The sequence below is a fragment of the Ruegeria sp. H3 genome, assembly GCF_056533095.1.
On sequence record NZ_JBQFOD010000002.1, the window covers coordinates 178,869 to 196,392 of the forward strand.

Genomic DNA, 17,524 nt, shown 5'->3' on the forward strand with positions numbered 1-17,524 from the left:
CACCGGCGGAGATGAAAGCCCGCAAGGGCTTGAAGAACCGCCCATCCTCGGGCACCAAAGCGGAATGGCAAAACCAACCTTCTCTTGCTCGGCCTGCGGTGCGAGCTTCACCAAATGGTCCGGGCGTTGCGATGGCTGTGGGGAATGGAATACCATCACCCAGGACGTGCCGCTTTCTTCTGGCCCGGCCAAGAAATCCCTCGGCGGCAAGCGGGGACAGTCTGTCACGCTCACGGACCTGTCGACCGAGGAGACACCGCCACCCCGAACACTCAGCGGGGTGGATGAGTTGGACCGCGTCTTGGGCGGCGGTCTGGTTCCTGCCTCGGCCCTGTTGGTGGGCGGCGATCCCGGTATCGGAAAATCCACCCTGTTGTTGCAGGCCGCTGCGCGCTTTGCCCGTGCAGGCGTCAAAACGATCTATGTCTCGGGCGAGGAAGCCAGCGCGCAGGTCCGCATGCGCGCACGGCGATTGGGGCTGGAAGATGCGCCTGTTCAACTGGCCGCGGAAACCAACTTGCGCGATATCCTGACAACGTTGGAAACCGAAAAGCCCGGCCTCGCCATCATCGACTCGATTCAGACCATGTGGGCCGACAACGTGGACAGCGCACCGGGTTCGGTGTCACAAGTCCGGGCCGCAGCGCATGAATTGACCACGTTTGCGAAACGACACGGGGTTTCGATCGTTATGGTCGGCCATGTCACCAAAGAAGGTCAGATCGCAGGGCCGCGCGTTGTCGAACACATGGTCGACACCGTGCTCTATTTCGAAGGCGAGCGCGGCCACCAGTTCCGCATCCTGCGCGCGGTCAAAAACCGCTTTGGCCCAGCTGATGAGATCGGCGTATTTGAAATGACCGGCAAAGGTCTGGCGCAAGTCACCAACCCCTCGGCCCTGTTCCTGTCGGAACGCGGCGAACCCAGCCCTGGATCGGCTGTTTTTGCCGGGATCGAAGGCACACGGCCCGTATTGGTTGAGCTTCAGGCGCTCGTGGCACCCTCCCCTCACTCCCAACCCCGCCGCACGGTTGTGGGCTGGGACAGCGGGCGCCTTGCCATGATCCTCGCCGTGCTCGAAGCGCGCTGTGGCATCCCCTTTGCCGGGCTCGACGTCTATCTGAACGTCGCCGGAGGGCTCAAGGTCAGTGAACCCGCCGCCGATCTGGCGGTAGCCGCAGCCCTGCTGAGTGCGCGAGAAGATACAGCCCTGCCCGCTGACACCGTTGTTTTCGGAGAAATCTCGTTATCCGGGGCACTTAGACCGGCCCCGCAGACCGAAAATAGGTTGAAAGAAGCCCAAAAACTTGGTTTCACATCGGCGATTGCTCCGGCAGGTGGCAAAACCGGCACTGTGGCAGGTCTGACACTCACCCGACCCTCTGATTTGGTTGGGTTTGTTGGCGAAACCTTCGGAGCAGGTTAAAGTCGCGCCGCGAGGGGCAGAAAAAGAACAGGCGAGGGCCATGGAAGGTTTTACAATAATTGACGGGGTTGTGGCCCTGATCATCGTGCTGTCAGGTCTGCTGGCCTATTCGCGCGGGTTCATGCGCGAGGTTCTGGCCATCGCGGGCTGGGTCGCAGCGGCGGTCCTGGCTTTCATCTTTGCGCCGCAGGCTGTGCCACTGGTCAAAGAAATCCCGGTTGTCGGAGATTTCCTGCGTGACAGCTGTGAATTGTCGGTGATCACGGGTTTTGCCGCTGTGTTCGCCATCGCGCTGATCGTGGTCAGCATCTTCACACCCCTGTTTTCGTCGCTGGTTCAGCGTTCGGCTCTGGGTGGTCTGGATCAAGCGCTTGGTTTCTTCTTCGGCATCGCACGTGGCATTCTGTTGGTCGCCATCGCCTTCTTTGTCTACGACACGGTCATGACCGGCCAGTCTTACACCATCGTGGACGAAAGCCGCTCGGCCAAAGTGTTCGAACAGTTCAGCACGCAGATCGAAGAGCAGAACCCCGAAGCAGCCTTGGGCTGGGTGACCGCACAGTATGAAGAGCTTGTCGGTAGCTGCACCTCGAATGCAGCCGCGCCTGCTGCGGAAAGCACTGGCAACTGATTACGAATAGACCCGCATCTAAGGAAGCCCGGCATCGTCCGGGCTTTTTTCATGGACTAGATAAATCCTTCCCCACCACACACGGTGCATCGGATCGTTTTTAGTCCGAAACACCCTTCACACCGGCCGAAAATCGGTTTGCCATGAATATCGCGGCCTTTGACGACCTGTCCGGCGCCATTGCAAATCTGGCAAGGTGCACGCCCCATACCGCGACACCGGTGGCACCGCCGCTTGGGTATTTCTTCTTTCTTAGGCGGCGGCCTGTTCTGCCACATCACGCCCCCTTTTCCGCTCAACATGCGTGTTTTAATCCGGTTTCCATCATGTCATCATAATTGCATTCATATGTCATCAGACTTGCTGCGCGGTCGAGACAGCACAAATCTCACCTGCGGCATTGTGTAATTGTGATCCTTTGATGACAGGGGCGTCCTAAGGCAGTATGTGAGGGCCAACCCGCCACGGAATCGGAGCTGCCGGTCTTGTTCTTTGTGTTTTCATCTGCGTGCGTCGCATCGATGATTGGCCATTTGGCTTATGAAACACAGACAATCGCGCGCAAGATGCAGGTAGCATCCCCTTATCGATCCCGACAGTCGGTCAAACCTCTCGTCACAACGCCATAGGAATTGGAGCCCGTACATGTGTGGGATTTTGGGGATCGCAAGCCGGACACATGATGTGTTTGCGGAAATTTATGATGGCTTGCTGATGCTGCAACACCGGGGCCAGGATGCCTCGGGGATCGTCACATATAACGGTGAATTCTTCCGCGAGAAAAAGGCCAACGGTCTGGTCAAGGATGTCTTCAACGCCACGGATGCTGAAACCCTACTGGGTAAAGTCGGCATGGGGCATGTACGTTATCCAACCGCCGGTTCACTCAGCGCGGCTGAGGCGCAGCCCTTCTTCGTGAACGCGCCTTACGGGATCTATCTGGTCCATAATGGCAACATCACCAACACGGCTGAGCAGCGCGAAAAGGTGACAGGCAAATACAGCCGCCACCTGCGCACCACGTCGGATTCCGAGATTCTGCTGAACGTGCTGGCTGACAAGGTGGCCGATGCGATCAAGGTCAACGGCAATGTCGAACCCATCCGCAACATCTTCGCGGGCGTGAAGATGACGATGGAGCGGGTGCAGGGTGCCTATTCCGTCATCTGCCTGATTGCTGGAGTCGGGATGTTGGCCTTCCGTGATCCATACGGTATCCGCCCGTTGTCTGTCGCCGTTCGTGAGACCGAAGGCGGCGGCAATGACTACGCCTTTGCGTCCGAGGATGTAGCCTTTGGCATCAACGGGTTCGACAAGCTGCGCGATCTGCGCGCCGGTGAGGCGATCCTGATCGATCTGGATGGCAACATGCATGAATTCCAGGCGGTCGAGGGCAAGCTGACGCCCTGTATCTTCGAATATGTCTATCTGGCCCGCCCGGATTCGCTGCTGGATGGAGTATCCGTCTACAAAACCCAGATGCGCATGGGTCAGACATTAGCCAAGCAAATTCAGGACTCGGGGCTGGATATTGATCGGATCATTCCAGTACCGGACAGCGCCCGCCCTGTGGCGCTTGAGGCCGCGAAAATCACCGGCATCCCTTATCGCGAGGGTCTGGTCAAAAACCGTTATGTCGGCCGCACCTTCATCATGCCGGGTCAGGAAGAGCGACAGAAATCCGTGCGCCGCAAGCTAAATGCCATACCGCTGGAATTCAAAGACCACAATGTTCTGCTGATCGACGATTCAATCGTGCGCGGCAATACGATCAAGAAGATCGTACAGATGTGTCGTGAGGCCGGTGCCAAGAAAGTCTATATCGCCAGCGCGTCTCCTCCGGTCAAATACCCCAATGTCTACGGCATCGATATGCCCACAAAACATGAGCTGATCGCCAACGGCAAAGAGATCGAAGAGATTCGCGAAGAGCTGGGCGCAGATGCTCTGTTCTACCAGCATCTTGATGATCTGGTTTGGGCCGCCAAGGAAGGCAACCCCGAGATCGAGGCCTTCGATTGCTCGTGCTTCAACGGCGATTACATCACCGGCAGCGTCAGCAACGATTACCTCGACAGTCTGGAAAACAGCAGCCGTGTCAGCAAAAAGCGCGAAGACATGGAGGTTGTGGGCGGATCGTGGAACGGGGCCAAACTGGCCTCAGGCTAACCCGACGCTTCGAATCAGATGGGTTGGTTGAGACATCGCGTTTCGCGTTTTTCGCCAGCTCGCTATCATTCATAAAAACGTGACGCACGGACGTGATCGCGAAATCGTAGCGAATGCAAAGACTTCGCAAACCCTGAGTTTCATGTCAGGCCATGCGACGTTGCGGCAGTCTTTTGTTCCTTTCTGGCCTTTGTTAACCAACCCGCTGCTACCACTCACCAAAGGGGTTTGGGCCCTGCCCGACCGCAGCTTATGTCCAATGTCACCGTCAAAGGCGCGGCAACGCAAAAAGGCGCGCTCAAGAAAAACTCTGTGTCTGTGCTTGGGATTTTTGGTCCCAAGGCGGAATTGCGCGCGCTGATGCGAATGTCTTCTGGTCGCGTTAAAGAGGTGAAAACCGGCAGCCGCCTTGGATCGGGCACCATCGTGGCGATAGACGAGCACGGTGTGATGCTGCGACAAAGCGGCCAGACCCGGCGGATCGCGATCCCCGGGGGCTGACGCCTCTTGACGGCCTGCGCGATGGGGTTCAAACCGCAGCCATGACCGATCAGACCAAAATCGCCCTCATCACCGGGGCCTCTCGCGGGCTGGGCGCAGCCCTGGCCGAGGCGCTGGCCCTCGAATATCATATCGTCGCCGTCGCCCGCACCACCGGTGGGCTGGAAGAGCTGGACGACCGGATCAAGGCAAAAGGCGGATCTGCCACCCTGGCACCAATGGACATCACCGATCCCAATGCCATGGCCACCCTGTGCCGGGGCATACATGATCGCTGGGGCAAAGTGGATCTATGGCTGCACACAGCCGTCCATAGCTCGGCCCTGACGCCCGCGCATTTTGTCGACCCGAAAGAATGGGCCAAGGCGATGAACACCAACGCCAATGCCACTTCGGTCCTGATCCCCTATGTGACGCCTTTGCTGGGCGAAACGGGTCATGCGGTGTTCTTTGATGACCCCAAAGCAGGCGAGAAGTTCTATGGCATCTATGGCGCCACCAAAGCCGCGCAAATGGCGCTGGCCCGCAGTTGGCAGGTCGAGACCGAACGCACCGGGCCGCGCGTTTCTATCGTGGAACCCGCGCCGATGCCCACCGCCGTACGGGCCCGGTTCCATCCCGGCGAAGATCGGGATGCTTTGACCAGCACCTCGGATGAGGCTGCGCGGATTGTGGCGCTGCTTTAAGAGAATGGCCCGTTCTGGGCCATGCCTCCGGCGGGGATATTTTTAGCCAGATGAAGCTGGGATCAGGCTATGTTGACGCCGGTGCGCCCTGCCAGATCGACGAAGAATTGCCAGGCGACGCGGCCCGAGCGCGCGCCTCGGGTGGCCTGCCATTCGATGGCTTCGGCACGTAGGGTTTCCGGGTCGACTGAAACCCCGTAGGCACCGCAGTAGCGGTCGATCATGGCCAGGTATTCATCCTGATCGCATGGGTGGAAGCCCAGCCACAGACCGAACCGGTCAGAAAGGGAGACCTTTTCTTCGACTGCTTCCGATGGGTTAATGGCGCTGGAACGTTCGTTTTCAATCATATCCCGCGGCATCAAGTGGCGGCGGTTTGAAGTGGCGTAAAACACTACGTTTTCAGGACGGCCTTCAATACCGCCATCCAGCACGGCCTTAAGCGACTTATAGTGCTGGTCATCGTGGCTGAACGACAGGTCATCGCAGAACAGGATGAACCGGTGCGGCGCCGCGCGCAGGTGGTTTAGCAGGCGCGCGACCGAGCCCATGTCTTCACGTTGCAGCTCGACCAGTTTCAGGTCTGGGTGATCATCCTGAAGCGTGCCGTGCACGGCCTTCACCAGACTGGATTTCCCCATCCCGCGCGCGCCCCAGAGCAGAGCGTTATTGGCTTTGAAGCCTTCAGCAAAGCGACGGGTATTGTCCAACAACGTATCGCGGGAGCGGTTGATACCTACCAGCAGGTTCAGATCGACCCGGTTGACTTGTGTGACAGGCTCTAACCGATCCGGGCCGACATGCCAGACAAAGGCGGGGGCCGCGTTGAAATCCGGGGCAGCCAAAGGCGCAGGGGCCATGCGGTCCAGTGCGTCGGCGATACGGTTCAGGGCTTGGTCATCCATCGGGGCCTCCGGATCTTGGTGTGGCGCTGTCAAACCATGATCCGAGCGATGCAACAAGGGCCTCAAACGAAAAAGGCGCGCCGAACCCGACGCGCCTATCTTTGTCTTCAGAGCGGGTTACTTGCCCTCTTCCTCCTGGATGATCTCCTCATCCGCATCAGCCTCGTCATCATAGTAACCATCGGCGCGCAGCTGTTCTTCGCGCTTCTTCTCGACACGGGCGACAAGGAAGATCGATATCTCGTAGAGGCCATAGACCACGACGAACAGGATGACCTGAGTGATCACATCGGGAGGCGTGACCAGCGCCGCGAGTACCAAGATTGCGACGACGGCATATTTGCGGACGGAGCCAAGCCCTTCGGCGCTGACCAATCCGGCTTTACCCATCAAGGTCAGTAACACGGGCAGCTGGAAGCAGAGACCGAAGGCCACGATGAACTTGATCGTCAGGTTCAGGTATTCCTGCGCCGAGCCCTGGAACACCACGCTGAGCGGTGCGGCTGTCGCTCCATCGGTTACCACCTCGCCCTCGGCTCCGAACTGCTGGAAGCCTAGAAAGAAATCATACGCCAAGGGCGTTACGACATAAAAAGCAAAGCTCGCGCCCAATAGAAACATGAACGGCGACGCGATCATGAACGGCAAAAACGCGTTCTTTTCGGTTCGGTAGAGCCCAGGAGCAACGAACCGCCACATCTGCATTCCGATATAGGGAAAGGCCAGGATGAACCCGCCCAACAGCGAAACCTTGATGGCAACAAAGAAGCCTTCTTGCGGCGAGATAAAAATCAGCCCGCAATCTTGTCCCCGCTCATTCAGCACCTCACACAACGGGTGCGTCAGGAAATTGAAGATCGGCGTGGCCACCGTGAAGCAGATGATCATACCGATCAGAAACGCCACAACGCAGTGGATCAGACGCGTGCGAAGCTCGGCCAAATGTTCGATCAATGGGGCTGAGCTGTCTTCGATTTCGTCGGTCTTGCTCATGTTTTGCCTTCAGTGTTCAAAGCGGCTTCGGCCTCTTCGGCCTTGGCCAAAGCATCTGCGGCTTCTTTGGCTTTGCGCTCGGCCGTCGCGCGCGCGCTTGTTGCCTGAATCTTCTTGGCTTGTTCGGCCCGTTCAGCGGCCAACTTGCCCGTCTCGCTCTCAGGATCGAACTTGGTGGGATCGATGCTCTTACCCAGATCCTGAGCCGCCTGTTTCACGCCATCCATTGCGGTATTCACCGGATTGGCGGCCGCATTCAAACCCTTTTTGATCTCGTTCACGCCTGCCTGGTCCGCAGCTTCGTTCATCGCACTGCTGAACTCGCGCGCCATACCGCGGGCCTTGCCAACCCAGCGGCCAACATTGCGAAACAACACCGGCAGGTCCTTGGGGCCTACAACGATCAGCGCAACGATGCCGATGACCAGAAGCTCGGTCCAGCCCAGATCAAACATCTGCGCTTAGACCTTGTCTTTTTCGGTTTCCGGTGTGACGTCCTTGGCAACTTCGGCTGCATCCTGCTCCAGCTCGTCTGCGCCTTCCTTGACGCCTTTCTTGAACGACGTGATGCCTTTGCCAACTTCGCCCATCAGCGAGCTGATCTTACCACGACCAAACAGCACCAGCACCACAACAGCAATCAGCAGAAGGCCGGGAAGGCCGATATTATTGAGCATGTTTCTTCTCCTTTGACGTCGGCGCAGCACGCCGGGAATATGATCTGGCCTCGTGTTTACGCCCCAAACCCCCAACACAAAAAGGGGGCTTTCACGGTGGCGCCTCCAAAATCCGGTCCAAACTTGCGATTTTACAGGGCTCGCCTTTCACAACTGACAGGTTTATGTCAGTTGTACTTAACTACAACGGCGATATCGCAACCTGGTCAACGGAGACTCACATGACCCATGTCGCAGAAATCGTTACTTTCACATTGAACGACGGCACCTCGCCCGAGGCGTTTGTCGCGCTTAGCCAATCTACCGAATCCTTTGTACGCGCGGCTCCCGGCTTTGCCCATCGCCAGCTCAGCCAGGGCGATGACGGGCGCTGGACCGATTATGTGGTCTGGCAGGATATGCAGGCGGCGCAAAACGCCGCCGCGCAGTTCCCGGAACAAGACTTCGCCCCCGCCCTGATGGCAGCCATCAACCCAGACAGCCTACAGATGCGGCATGAGAATGTACTATGGAACATGACCGCCTAGTCGCGGTCAGAATGGCGCGCCATGCGCCGCACTGATCGCCTGTTCGATATCATCCAGATCCTGCGCGACGGCAAACTGCACCGTGCGCAGGACATCGCGGACCGGCTTGAGGTGTCGGTCCGCACGATCTACCGCGATATGGACACGCTGGTGGCTTCTGGCGTTCCTGTCGAGGGAGAGCGCGGCGTGGGCTATATGGTGCGTGAGCAGATCACCCTGCCCCCCTTGAACCTGACCCCGTCCGAACTGGAGGCGCTGAATCTTGGCATGGCCATCGTCGCCGAAGCCGCCGACCCGGATCTCAAGGCAGCAGCCGAGTCCCTTGCCGAGAAGATCGACGCGGTCCTGCCTACACAAGTCGTAGCCGAGGCAGATGCCTGGAAATTCGCTGTCTACCCCTTCGCCGATGCCGCGCGCGGTTTGGCCCATATGGCCCCAATCCGTGCTGCGATCAAATCACGTCAGAAACTGCACCTGTCCTATCGCCGTATCGACGGCACGTTGACCGACCGCACGATCCGCCCCCTCCATATGGAATACTGGGGCCGCGTTTGGACATTGACCGCCTGGTGCGAGCTGCGCGATGGCTTTCGCGTTTTCCGTATTGACCTGATCAAAACGGTCACGCCCCAGCCCGAACTTTTCACGGATGAACCCGGCAAACGGCTTAGTGACTACGACCCCCAGGCGTGATCCCAGCTTCATCTGGCTAAAAATATCCCCGCCGGAGGCATGGCCCGGTACAGGCCATTTGATTCACTGCAGATAGGGCTCTGGGTCGACCGACTCGAACCCTTTGCGGACCTCGAAATGCACATAAGCATTATCCCCACCCCGCAACGCGGCAATCTGCTGTCCACGCTTGACCCGATCACCTTTCTTAACCGTGATATCGTCGACATTGGCATAGACGGTCAGCAAGTCGTTTTTGTGCTTGACCACAATGATCGGCACCTGATCTGCATCTGCAGTGATCGCGGCAACGGTTCCGGCTTCCGCGGCCTTTACAGGCGTGCCCGGCGCAGCTGCGATGTCGATGCCCTCGTTCTTGCCCTTTTCGTAGGTGCGAATGGTTTTGCCCGTCACCGGCAGGGCCAATGCGGAACGGCTTGCGTTGCTGGGGGCCTCTGCTGTTACATCAGGGGCCTCCGGTGCTTCGCTGCGGGGTTCGACCTGTTCGTCCGGCAAGGGTTGCGTGGCGCTCGGGGGCGTTGGTGTTGGGGAGCCTTCTCCTGGCTGCGTAACATTGGTCGCACCCGCCGCTGGCGCTGCCGGAGCGGCCCCGCGAGGAGCTGGCTGGTTCTTGACCGGGATAAGAAGATACTGACCCTCGCGGATTGCGAAATCCGGACCCAGCCCGTTCCACTCGGCAAGCGATTCAACAGGTACTTGGTACAGACGCGAAATCGTATAGGCCGTCTCGCCCCGCTTCACCTTATGCTGAATTGGTTCGGGCCCGGTCGGCGCAGGTGCCGGGGCTGCTGCCGGTTTGGCAGGTTCCAGTGTTGTAGTCTGCACGCCGCCCGTTGCGGGGGCCTGATCGATGGCGGACCCGGCGATCGAGGCGATGTCGACCCCACTAGCCGCACCCACCGAACGCGGCAGCGCGAGGATCTCACCCTCGCGTAGTGTGTCGGTGGTTTGCAGGCCGTTGAACCGCGACAGCTCACCCTCCGGCAACCCCACTCGGGCAGCCACATCACGGACGGTATCGCCGCGTCGGGCAACAGCCACCTGATAATTCGGATAGCTGATGACACCACGCGCATCGGGCGTCGGGCGACTGGCGGTGGCGGATTGCGCCGCCCCTGTGGTCGAAAACCCGCCAATCTGACCGCGCAGGTCATAGTCCAGTGGTCCTTCGCACCCAGCCAATATGGCCAGAGCGGCCACCCCGGTCGCACAACGGCGCATTGCCGATTTGGAAACTGCTCTCATCACGTTTGCCCTCAACACCTGCCCCTGTTTTCCGGGGTTCCGGTGACCAAACTTTCAATACCTGTTATGTCTCATCCTTCCCGAGCCCCTCAAGCAGGGGTACGAAACGGACGGACGACAATTCGTTGTAGTCCAGACCATCCTCAGTGCGCGTGACCTTGATCAACTGCTGCACCGCATCCGACTGTCCTACGGGTAGCACCATAATACCCCCGATTTTGAGCTGCGCCAAGAGCGGTCCCGGAGGGTCCTCTGCCGCGGCTGTCACAATGATCCGATCAAAGGGGGCTTGTTCGGGCAAACCAAAGGACCCATCCGACAGCATCGCCGTCACATTGGTCAATCCCATCTCGCGAAACAGCTGGCCGGTTTCGTTCACCAGCCGCCTGTGGCGTTCAACCGTATAGACCCGTCGCGCCAGTTTCGACAGAACAGCGGCCTGATAGCCTGAGCCTGTCCCGACCTCCAGAACCGTATCGCGTGGGCGCACGTCCAGCGCCTGCGTCATCAGCCCCACGACCGAGGGTTGGCTGATCGTCTGACCACAGGCGATGGGCAGTGGCATATCCTCATAGGCGCGATCCGCAAACAGCCCTGTGACAAAGCGGCCGCGATCAACCTGCTCCATCGCGGCCAGCACACGCGCGTCCGTCACCCCCCGTTTGCGCAGGGCAAACAGGAATTGCATGACGGTTTCCGGGTCCAGTCCGCTCATTCGATCGACTTCAACGCCTCTAGCGCATCATAGGCCGTCAGATCCGCCCGCATCGGCGTGACCGAGATATACCCGGCCAGATTGGCCGCCGCATCAGTGCCCGGCTCGGTCGGTTTGTCCTGCGGCCCACCCCGGACCCACAGAAACCGCCGACCCGAGGGTGATGTCTGTGGCTCAACCGTGTGGCGCGTCTCGCGTCTGAACCCTTGGGTACAGACCTGAATACCCAGAACCTCATCCGCAGGAACGGGCGGGAAATTCACATTGTAAAACAACCGGTAATCCGTCTGATCCGCAGGGTTGGCCGCCAATATCTTGCGCACCACATCAGTGCCGTGTCGTACGGCGGCCTCAAACGGATCGGCCAGATCCCGGTTGCGCGGGCCATAGTATTGCGACAATGCAATCGCGGGCACACCCTGCAACGCAGCCTCCATCGCGCCACCGATTGTGCCGGAATAGACGGTATTCTCGGCCGAGTTGTTGCCCCGGTTGACGCCAGACAGCACCAGATCAGGCGGCGCGTCTTTCATCACGTCATGCAACCCGGCCAATACGCAATCCGCAGGCGAGCCTTCGGCGGCATAGCGACGTTCGCCCAGTTTGGCCACCATGGTCGGATGCGTATAGCTGATGCAATGCCCGACGCCCGATTGCTCGAATGCGGGGGCCACGACCCAAACCTCGCCATCCGCCCCTGCCACTTCGGCCGCAATCGCCTCAAGCACCGTCAGACCCGGCGCGTTGATCCCGTCATCATTGGTTAAAAGTATACGCATCTGCCCGATCATCCCCACGTTTGGCCCTTGATAGACGGGCCCTTGCGTTGCGGCAAGCAAGGCGCGCACGCATTCTGAGGCTTTCGCGCACCACTTTGGCGGAAACTGAGCGTCAGAGAGGGAAAACGAAGCAGCGATCGCGGCGGATCGTCAGCCACATAACCCGCCCCGGATTGGGGACAAATACATTGGGCACCGTAGTTTTGAGGATCGAACCGTCGTAATCCATGCGAAACTCGACCAGGCTTTCATTGCCTAAAAAGCGGGCACGTTCAACAACGCCGCGCGCGGCAACCCCTTCGGTGGGCGTGGGCGATGGGCCTTTGCCATTGCGGTCGAAATCCAGCTTGATGTGCTGCGGGCGAAACACGATCTCGACCTCAGTGCCATCCGGAATGCCGGGGGCCAAGAACTGGCCAAACGGTGTTTCTGCCAGGGCGCCGTTCACATTGGACCGCAAGACATTGACATCGCTAAAGAAGGCCACCGCCTCTTTATCCGCGGGCCGGGTGTAAACGTTGTAGGGCGCGCCCTGTTGTACGATCTTGCCCCGGCGCATCAGGGCAATCTCATCCGCCATCCGCATTGCTTCTTCGGGCTCATGTGTGACCAGCAACACCGCGGCGTCTTCCTCTTTCAGGATCGCCAGCGTTTCATCCCGGATACCGTCGCGCAACCGATTGTCGAGCCCCGAAAACGGCTCGTCCATCAGCATGATCCGGGGACGCGGTGCCAGCGCACGGGCCAAGGCAACCCGTTGCTGCTCACCCCCTGACAGCTGATGTGGGTAGCCATCGATAAAGCGCATCAGATCAACTTTGCGCAGCAGCTCTTCGACGCGGGCGCGTTTCTGGTCTTTGCTGCCAGTCAGGCCAAAGGCCACATTATTGGCGACGCTCAGATGCGGAAACAGCGCAAAATCCTGAAACATCAGACCAATTTCACGCCTTTCCGGCGGCACCCGAAACACCGTATCGCATATCAGCTTGCCATCGACGTAGATTTCGCCGGAATCCTGTATCTCGACCCCGGCAATCATCCGCAGCGTGGTTGATTTGCCGCAACCGGACGGCCCAAGCAGACACGTAACTTGCCCCGCCTGTACGCTGAGCGAGACGTCATCCACCACAACCCGCCCGTCGAACCGGCGGGTCATGTTGCGAATTTCCAAACGTGGTGGAGTTGCCTCTGCTGTCACCGATGACCCCGTAACCTTTCCCGATCAAAACCATCGGGCTTGGGCGGGGATAGCAACCCCGCCCCTTGGGCGCAAGGGATCAGCAGCAGCCGCCGGACGCGGGTGCAGCACCGGTTGCTTCAAACGGGCTTTCGCCGCCACAGCCTTCGAAAATGCCATAGTGAGTCGAGAAATCGCCGATAAAATCGAAATGGCGGGCAAATCGGGTATCTTTCAGCATCATCCACGTGTTGCCGCACACCAGGAAGACCTTGCCGGTTTCGATGGCGTGGTGGTCGTCCAGTTCGAACAGATGGGGCGCGTTGGGGATGGTACCTTTGTAGATCACGGCCTGACCGTAATCTTCGCAGGCAGGCTCCAGCGCGGGCAGTTTGAATAAACGGTACGTGGCCGACAAGAAGTTCAACGGGGCAACGCGTTCTTCGAGCACCGGGTTTTCGATGGTCAGGGGCCGATGTGTCACGCGGCGCGGATCACCAAAGCCCGCCTTACGCGATATGGACAGAAAGTCGTTCCAGTACAAAGCACCAGAAAGACACTCCCCATAAAGAACCTCATCCTCGGCCATGGCTTGCGGGATGCGACGATCCGCATAGACGTCCGAGAAATACATCTCGCCGCCCTCTTTCAACAGCCGATGCGCGCCCCGCAAGACCGCCTCTTTATCAGTCGCCAGATTGATCACGCAGTTCGACACGATGATATCGAAAGAACCCGGTTCCAGATCCAACTCATCCAGTTTTTCGATATAGCCGTGGTGGAATTCAACATTGCTGGTGGCATAGCCAAAGACCTTGGCGTGGTAGTCCTGATGCGCGCGAGCTACTTCCAGCTGTTCCTGGGTCATATCGACGCCGACGACGCGTCCGCTCTCACCCACCATCGCCGACAGGGCATAAACATCCCGGCCAGCACCACAACCCAGATCAAGGATGCTCATCCCTTCAAGGTCAAGCGGCGCGATCAGGCCGCAGCCGTAGTAGCGGGTCAGCACCTCATCATGCAGTTTCGATAGGATTTTCTTCAGATGATCCGGCATGTCATCGGGCGTGCAGCAGGCATTGGTCTGCAAATCCGCACTGCTTTGCAGCACTTCACCATAGTAGTTCTGGACCGATTCATGCTTCATCGTGGATGTCCTCTGTTCGATATCTGCCTAGCAGCTAGTGCAACTTTTCGGCCCGGGCAATCCACCCGGCCCGATTTGACAAAACTGTGAGAGGTCTCAGCCCAGCAGGTCGAAAACAACACCCGCCCGCACCTTGCCATTCACCTGAATCTCAAGCCGATGTGCACCGGGAACAAGCTGGAACGTGCTGGCGTTGGCCTTGAGCTTATGACGCTTTTCCAAACGCAACGCCCCGTCCTTCAGCACAGCCTGTTTCAGCTTGTGCACCTTGGCTGAAGTTTTCCCTCCAGGCCTCTGAAAGTGAATGATATAATCCACAAGAACCGGCTGCGCGCCCTGACCCTTCATGTCTACTGAAAACTCCAGCGCTTCTCCAATCCGGGCCTCTGCCAAGAGCTCGATACCAACGGCCAGTTCGGCGTCAGGATCATAGCCCAGCATGGCCATCGCGCCCGGATGTCCAGCCTTTACAAGGCCACGCAGCGCGTGTCCGATCATCCAGTCCAGCTCATCCGCGTTCTGCCTGCCCGCCCCTTGCCAGGCCTTGAGCTGCGCCAGAACCAGATCGGGCTGTTTCTTTGAGATATCGTTCAGATGGTTGGCAACCGAGCGGGTGACATAGCGTGTTTTGTCGCCATGCAACCGATCAAGCAAAGGCATAGGATCATTCAGCTCCAACCCAATCGCCTGCCCCCAAGGTAGGCGTGGTCGCGTGCCTTCGCTGACCAATCGGCGGACATGATAGCTGTCATGTGCGCACCAGTCCTGCATCCGGTTCAGAACCAGATCGGGCCAACGATTCAGAAACGGACGGATCGCCCACTCCATGGAAAACCTCTGGGTCAGTTCCTCAAACAGGTCCAGAGCATCCTCCGGCGCATCCAGCCCAATCGCGGCCACCCATTCGCCCAGCGGTGCAAAGATGAAATCGCCGAAATCATCATCTGTCTTAGTCGGGTCCAAAGGCGGCGGCAGCGCACGCAGGATCACGGGCGCGACGTTGGGCAGTGTTCCCGGCAGGGCCGATTGCAGGCAATCTGCAATCCAAGTCATGCGCTCTTTCAGCTCCAGCTCGGTGAGCCGGGACATCACCTGCCCATGAAAGGCATCCGGATCAAAAGACGGGGCCGCCTGGGCAAAAAGCCCGGCCAGATACCGGGTTTTCTCATCATTAAACAGCTGATCTTTCAGGGAATATCCTTGTGACATGGCTACATCGTCAAATTGGTTGCACCACCATCCAACAGGATGTTCTGCCCAACAATAAACCCGGCCTGTTGCGAGCACAGAAAGGCGCAGGTGGCGCCAAATTCTTCCCGCGTGCCATAGCGTCGAGCCGGGATTGTCGCGGCCCGCGCAGCCCGCGCTTCGTCGATCGAAATGCTCTGCTGAGTGGCAACGCCGCTGTCGAGCGCATCTGCGCGATCCGTTGCATGAATACCCGGCAGCAGGTTGTTGATGTTAACCCCATGAGGGGCCACCTGCCGCGCCGTCCCCGCTACGTAACCGGTTAGACCGGTACGCGCCGCGTTTGAAAGACCAAGCACGGCAATGGGTGCGCGCACGGATTGCGAGGTGATATTGACCACCCTGCCCCAGCCCCTGTCCATCATCGCAGGCAACAGCGCTTTCATGAAGGCAATCGGCGTCAGCATATTCGCGTCCAGCGCTTTGATGAAATCATCGCGGTCCCAATCCGACCACATACCGGGCGGAGGACCCCCGGCATTGTTGACCAGAATATCAACGCCTTGCGCCGTGTCGATCACCTGAGCCTGCCCCTCCGCGGAGGTCACATCACAGGCGACGGCCTGCACATCAACGCCATATGCAGAACGCAACCGCGCAGCTTCGGCCTCCAGCGCATCAACCCCACGCGCATTCATCACCAGATCGACACCGGCCTCGGCCAGCGCCTCGGCGCATCCCAGGCCCAGCCCCTTGCTGCTGGCGCACACCAAAGCACGTTTTCCTCGAATTCCCAGGTCCATTCACTTCCCCTTTTCGCATCGACCAGCGGTGTCACATAGATTCAGCGCGAAAAGCTCACGCTTTTTCAAGCGATTTCAGTATCTCAGACAATGCGTTGAGTTCAGCGCTCTCGCCTGTCCAATCACCCTGCTGATACAGATTTTGCACAACCTCCGCACACTGCGTACTGCTACATGCATCAACGTCAGCCAGCTTCGCTTCATGATCGGCAAGATAAGTCTCGCGGGTATTCAGATGCGCAAGGCGCATATCCAGACTATTGCGCACATCTGGCGTCAGATCTGTCGAGTATACTTTCAGAAACAAACCCAATTCACTGATCAGTTGCTCAGTCGCCCGACGAGCTGAGCGCACCGACCGCAAAATCTGTTTGCGCGCTGAGTCCCTAAGCTCTCCGGTGCTTTGCAGGGCGTGTACAGATTTCGAAACTCGGGCATCGACCGTCGCGATACGGCGTTGCAGCAGGGTGCTTTTCTTCACCAGATCATCGGCATCCGCCGAAAGACGCTGAGCCTTAGTCATCAGCCTATCACGGTCGCTTCCATCCCGCTGAGACCCCGCCGAAGCCGAGCCATCGCGCGATAAACCCGGACGGTCCGGAGGGCCGTGACCCGGATGGGCAAGCACAACATCCGATTGATGGGCAACTAATATGATAACCGCCATGAATGCCATTGCCAGTTTATTGAAAACACTGCTCATTTCCAGGCTCGGTCCTCGATGATCTGATCTGTTTAGCCAACAGGCTAGCGCACGCAACAATGAAGTTCGGCATCAACAGATCAGAAATGTCGCCCATCGTCAGTAGAAAAACTCCTCCCTCACGATTTTTCCATTCGCAACGTGATTAATCGCCACTTCACGCATATCGAAGCTTTCACCGGTTTCCTTTACTTTGCCCTGGACTTCGAAGACTAAGGCAAAACGGTCTTCACCGTGCAGGAATGGATCGCTCACTGACGCGCCCGACACCTCGTGGGCGTTTTCCCACCAGTCATGCTTGCCACCAATGCCATCGAGGCCCTGCGTTTCGCGGCCCATGCCTTGCCTATCTTGTGCTTCGACGGATACGGCATCAGGCGCATAAAGCTTGGTCAGGTTTTCCTTAGCCCTGTTCTCGCGGCAGCCTGCAACCAGTTCGTCAGCAATATCTTTCAAATTCATCGGTCAGCTCCATCATTTTGTTCACTATTTGTTCTTTTTGCCACAAGCAGCCGATTCGTGCCACCCCGTTTGTCTTGCCTCGGCGGGTTTCCCC

20 protein-coding genes are annotated in these 17,524 nt (G+C 58.5%); 7 read left to right on the plus strand and 13 right to left on the minus strand.

Annotated elements, in window-relative coordinates; genetic code table 11:
• Positions 1-64 precede the first annotated feature (64 nt).
• The 5 genes from radA to ACR0JE_RS03485 all read left to right on the plus strand — a co-directional run bounded on the left by radA (position 65) and on the right by ACR0JE_RS03485 (position 5,413).
• Entirely contained in the window at positions 65-1,426 is a 1,362-nt protein-coding gene (gene radA, locus ACR0JE_RS03465; protein WP_480543009.1) for a DNA repair protein RadA, read from the plus strand.
• Between the two features lie 40 nt (positions 1,427-1,466).
• Positions 1,467-2,057, plus strand: coding sequence for a CvpA family protein (locus ACR0JE_RS03470; protein ID WP_480542710.1), 591 nt, complete (start codon positions 1,467-1,469; stop codon positions 2,055-2,057).
• Between the two features lie 645 nt (positions 2,058-2,702).
• Positions 2,703-4,226, plus strand: a complete 1,524-nt coding sequence (gene purF / locus ACR0JE_RS03475) for an amidophosphoribosyltransferase (protein ID WP_170530379.1) — start codon at positions 2,703-2,705, stop codon at positions 4,224-4,226.
• 252 nt (positions 4,227-4,478) lie between these two features.
• Positions 4,479-4,727, plus strand: coding sequence for a hypothetical protein (locus tag ACR0JE_RS03480; protein WP_480547040.1), 249 nt, complete (start codon positions 4,479-4,481; stop codon positions 4,725-4,727).
• Between the two features lie 41 nt (positions 4,728-4,768).
• Positions 4,769-5,413, plus strand: coding sequence for an SDR family NAD(P)-dependent oxidoreductase (locus ACR0JE_RS03485; RefSeq protein WP_480863010.1), 645 nt, complete (start codon positions 4,769-4,771; stop codon positions 5,411-5,413).
• Positions 5,414-5,475: 62 nt separating this feature from the next.
• Here ACR0JE_RS03485 and ACR0JE_RS03490 read toward each other — a convergent pair whose 3' ends face one another.
• The 4 genes from ACR0JE_RS03490 to ACR0JE_RS03505 form a co-directional block, all read right to left on the minus strand.
• Positions 5,476-6,318 (minus strand): ATP-binding protein, encoded by an 843-nt coding sequence (locus ACR0JE_RS03490; protein ID WP_480863012.1) that lies wholly within the window; start codon positions 6,316-6,318, stop codon positions 5,476-5,478.
• 117 nt (positions 6,319-6,435) lie between these two features.
• The gene (tatC, locus tag ACR0JE_RS03495) at positions 6,436-7,311 is read right to left on the minus strand and encodes a twin-arginine translocase subunit TatC (RefSeq protein ID WP_480826869.1); all 876 of its coding nucleotides are present in this window, start codon (positions 7,309-7,311) and stop codon (positions 6,436-6,438) included.
• On the minus strand, positions 7,308-7,766 hold the full coding sequence (tatB, locus tag ACR0JE_RS03500) for a Sec-independent protein translocase protein TatB (RefSeq protein ID WP_170530390.1): 459 nt from the start codon (positions 7,764-7,766) through the stop codon (positions 7,308-7,310). The genes tatC and tatB overlap by 4 nt, the downstream gene beginning before the upstream one ends.
• A 6-nt stretch (positions 7,767-7,772) precedes the next feature.
• Positions 7,773-7,988: a twin-arginine translocase TatA/TatE family subunit gene (locus ACR0JE_RS03505; RefSeq protein ID WP_170373887.1), complete on the minus strand. Its 216-nt coding sequence runs from the start codon at positions 7,986-7,988 to the stop codon at positions 7,773-7,775.
• Between the two features lie 221 nt (positions 7,989-8,209).
• Here ACR0JE_RS03505 and ACR0JE_RS03510 point away from each other — a divergent pair, with 221 nt between their 5' ends.
• Together ACR0JE_RS03510 and ACR0JE_RS03515 are read left to right on the plus strand one after the other, a co-directional pair.
• Positions 8,210-8,515 (plus strand): hypothetical protein, encoded by a 306-nt coding sequence (locus ACR0JE_RS03510; protein ID WP_480542699.1) that lies wholly within the window; start codon positions 8,210-8,212, stop codon positions 8,513-8,515.
• Positions 8,516-8,536: 21 nt separating this feature from the next.
• Positions 8,537-9,208, plus strand: coding sequence for a helix-turn-helix transcriptional regulator (locus ACR0JE_RS03515; RefSeq protein WP_480547030.1), 672 nt, complete (start codon positions 8,537-8,539; stop codon positions 9,206-9,208).
• A gap of 63 nt (positions 9,209-9,271) precedes the next feature.
• Here the strand turns inward: ACR0JE_RS03515 and ACR0JE_RS03520 are convergent, their stop codons facing one another.
• The 9 genes from ACR0JE_RS03520 to ACR0JE_RS03560 all read right to left on the minus strand — a co-directional run bounded on the left by ACR0JE_RS03520 (position 9,272) and on the right by ACR0JE_RS03560 (position 17,430).
• Positions 9,272-10,453, minus strand: coding sequence for a peptidoglycan DD-metalloendopeptidase family protein (locus ACR0JE_RS03520; RefSeq protein ID WP_480863014.1), 1,182 nt, complete (start codon positions 10,451-10,453; stop codon positions 9,272-9,274).
• 64 nt (positions 10,454-10,517) lie between these two features.
• Entirely contained in the window at positions 10,518-11,168 is a 651-nt protein-coding gene (locus tag ACR0JE_RS03525) for a protein-L-isoaspartate(D-aspartate) O-methyltransferase (RefSeq protein WP_353006871.1), read from the minus strand.
• Positions 11,165-11,947: a 5'/3'-nucleotidase SurE gene (surE, locus tag ACR0JE_RS03530; protein ID WP_480863016.1), complete on the minus strand. Its 783-nt coding sequence runs from the start codon at positions 11,945-11,947 to the stop codon at positions 11,165-11,167. Before surE ends, ACR0JE_RS03525 begins: the two co-directional genes overlap by 4 nt.
• 112 nt (positions 11,948-12,059) lie before the next feature.
• On the minus strand, positions 12,060-13,103 hold the full coding sequence (locus tag ACR0JE_RS03535; protein WP_480863018.1) for an ABC transporter ATP-binding protein: 1,044 nt from the start codon (positions 13,101-13,103) through the stop codon (positions 12,060-12,062).
• Positions 13,104-13,224: 121 nt separating this feature from the next.
• Complete coding sequence (locus ACR0JE_RS03540; protein WP_480863020.1) at positions 13,225-14,274, minus strand: methyltransferase domain-containing protein; 1,050 nt, start codon at positions 14,272-14,274, stop codon at positions 13,225-13,227.
• A gap of 96 nt (positions 14,275-14,370) precedes the next feature.
• Complete coding sequence (locus ACR0JE_RS03545; protein ID WP_480863022.1) at positions 14,371-15,483, minus strand: DNA alkylation repair protein; 1,113 nt, start codon at positions 15,481-15,483, stop codon at positions 14,371-14,373.
• A gap of 2 nt (positions 15,484-15,485) precedes the next feature.
• Complete coding sequence (locus ACR0JE_RS03550) at positions 15,486-16,265, minus strand: SDR family oxidoreductase (protein WP_480863024.1); 780 nt, start codon at positions 16,263-16,265, stop codon at positions 15,486-15,488.
• A 55-nt stretch (positions 16,266-16,320) separates the two neighbouring features.
• A complete protein-coding gene (locus ACR0JE_RS03555) occupies positions 16,321-16,968 on the minus strand; it encodes a hypothetical protein (protein WP_480863026.1) in 648 nt (215 codons plus the stop codon).
• A gap of 99 nt (positions 16,969-17,067) precedes the next feature.
• Positions 17,068-17,430, minus strand: coding sequence for a SnoaL-like domain-containing protein (locus ACR0JE_RS03560; RefSeq protein WP_480863028.1), 363 nt, complete (start codon positions 17,428-17,430; stop codon positions 17,068-17,070).
• Positions 17,431-17,524 lie beyond the last annotated feature (94 nt).